Annotated in this window: 3 protein-coding genes; 2 read left to right on the forward strand and 1 reads right to left on the reverse strand. The window is 61.7% G+C overall.

Annotation, left to right across the window (positions count from 1 at the left end; all coding sequences use genetic code 11):
- Window positions 1-179 precede the first annotated feature (179 nt).
- Both AC1DUU_RS29390 and AC1DUU_RS29395 read left to right on the forward strand, forming a co-directional pair.
- On the forward strand, window positions 180-878 hold the full coding sequence (locus AC1DUU_RS29390; RefSeq protein WP_476786850.1) for a hypothetical protein: 699 nt from the start codon (window positions 180-182) through the stop codon (window positions 876-878).
- Between the two features lie 7 nt (window positions 879-885).
- Window positions 886-1,152 carry a hypothetical protein gene (locus AC1DUU_RS29395; RefSeq protein WP_476786851.1) on the forward strand — a complete coding sequence of 89 codons (267 nt, stop codon included), beginning with the start codon at window positions 886-888 and terminating at the stop codon, window positions 1,150-1,152.
- 35 nt (window positions 1,153-1,187) lie between these two features.
- Here AC1DUU_RS29395 and hppD read toward each other — a convergent pair whose 3' ends face one another.
- The gene (hppD, locus tag AC1DUU_RS29400) at window positions 1,188-2,300 is read right to left on the reverse strand and encodes a 4-hydroxyphenylpyruvate dioxygenase (protein WP_476786852.1); all 1,113 of its coding nucleotides are present in this window, start codon (window positions 2,298-2,300) and stop codon (window positions 1,188-1,190) included.
- Window positions 2,301-2,485: the final 185 nt, after the last annotated feature.

Here is a 2,485-nt window from a genome sequence, read left to right on the forward strand (position 1 = left end):
GCTCAGTGCGATGATGTGCTTCTACATCGTGGCATCGCTCTGGTTCCACTTCCGCCGCTACCAGTTCGTGCGCCGCGGCGACCAGTTCACCATGCCTTGGCCGAAGCCGGTCGGCTACTGACCATGCCAGGAGAGGCGGCGCAAACCCGCGCCGTCTCTCACTTAACAAGGCGCCTCGAATGATCACCACGATCGCCCTTTCGGCCTTTGCCGTCATCTGCTGCGGCTGGATGGGCACTCGTGCGCTGAGCGAGCACCGCTCGGCGCTGGCCCAGCGCCACGGCTTGCTCGATGACTCGGCAGCGCTATTTGCCAATGCCCACATCACCTTCGGCCCTGATCATTTCCCGACCCTTGTCGGCCGCCTCGACGATGGCCGCCAGGCCAAGGTCGAGCTCATCGTCGACACCATGGTTTTCCGCCGGCTGCCCCAGCTGTGGCTGAGGGTGACCTTGAGCGAAACCGGAGCGTTGAAACGGCCGACGATCGGCGCACTCGCCCGTCCGACCGGCGCGGAATATTATTCGCTGGTCCACGACATGGCGGAATGGATGACCCCGCCACAGACCGAAGCCTCACTTTTGATGCGCGGTGACGGCAGCGCAACATCCTGGCAGGTCGAGCGCGTTTCGGCCCTGTTTCGCAACCTGTTCGCCGACCCGCAAATCAAGGAAGCCGTCATCACGCCGCGTGGCACCCGCATCATCCGCCAGGCCGCTCAAGGCGAGCCCGGCGCGCATCTTCTGCTGCGGCAGATCCGTTTTCCGCTAACTGCGATTTCGCCCGAACTCGTCAGCCTGGCCATTGCCGAGGCAAACGCGCTGAGCGAGGTGTTTGCCGAAGCGGAAGCCGCAATCCACACCTACGAAGCTGCCTGAGGTTCCCATGTCCAAGCCGATCAACCCCTATATCGTGCTGGCGCTGGCGATCGTTTTGCCAGGGGCAGGGCATGTCGCTGCGCGCGATGCCACGCGCGGGCTCGCCTTCGCCTTCTTCGTCGTTTTGTTTTCGGTGATCACTTACGCCACGACCACGCCCGACCAGAGCTTCATCGGCCGCCATGCCGGCGGGCTGTTCGTCTGGGCGCTGTCGATCCCGGATGCCTATCGCCGGGCGCGTATTCAGGCTGCCACGACGCAGCGCGCGACCTGAGGCCCGGCTTCTCGTCGAAGCCGGGCCTTTTATGCTCAGGCCGCCGCGTTATTGGAGATCGCGCCGCGCCGGATCTGGTCTTCTTCGATCGACTCGAACAGGGCGCGGAAGTTGCCCTCGCCGAAGCCTTCATCGCCCTTGCGCTGGATAAACTCAAAGAAGATCGGCCCGATCACGGTCTTGGAGAATATCTGCAGCAGGATCTTGGTCATGCCGCCATCGACCACGCCTTCGCCGTCGATCAGGATGCCGTATTTCTTCATCCGTTCGATCGGCTCTTCATGGCCATGCACGCGGGTGTGCGACAGCTCGTAATAGGTGTCGGGCGGGCCGGGCATGAACTTCAGGCCCTTGTCGGCGATCCTGTCGGTTGAGCTGTAGATGTCGTCGGTGCCAACGGCGATGTGCTGGATGCCTTCGCCCTTGTACTTCCGCAGATATTCCTCGATCTGGCTGGTGTCGTCCTTGGACTCGTTCAGCGGGATGCGGATCTTGCCGCAGGGCGAGGTGATCGCGCGGCTCACCAGGCCGGTGATGCGGCCGTCGATATTGAAGAAGTGGATCTGCTTGAAGCCGAACAGCTCGCGGTAGAAGTCCCACCACTTGTCCATGTTGCCGCGATAGACATTGTGGGTGAGGTGATCGAGGAAGTAGAAGCCGACACCTGCGGGCTTCGGATCGGCTTTGCCAAGCCAGTCGAATTCCGCCGCATATGTCGAGCCCTTCGCGCCATATTTGTCGACGAAGTAGAGCAGCGACCCGCCGATTCCGACTATCGCCGGTACGTCGAGCGCCTTGTCGTCGCCGGTGTAGGGCTCAGCCCCCTTCAAAACCGCATGATCGAAGGCATGCTTGGCATCAACCACCCGCCAGGCCATCGATGCGGCACAAGGGCCGTGCTCGCCCACGAAGCGCATGGCATGGCTGCCTGGCTCGGCATTGATCAGGTAGTTGATGTCGCCCTGGCGCCAGACGGTGATGTTCTTGGTCTTGTGACGTGCAACTGGCACATAGCCCATGCGGGCGAACAGCTCTTCGAGCTTCTCCGGCTCGGGATGGGCGAATTCAACGAATTCGAATCCGTCGGTGCCAGCGGGGTTGTCGGCGCTGATCCTGGCCGGCGGCGCATCGTGCGGAAACGGACCCATGCAAATTCCTCCTCAAAATTAGGTGACGCGTATTGTGCTCCCTATTCGATGCAATGTGCTTGCATTCTTATGCCATATGGACCGATCTATGCATGAAACGCGCACGGAAGTGGAGAAGCATGCAATGGGTGACGGTCTCGACCAGTTCGACCTCAAGATCCTGCGCGAGCTGCAGCGCGATGGGC

Source organism: Aminobacter sp. P4_H6_2 (assembly GCF_056400805.1).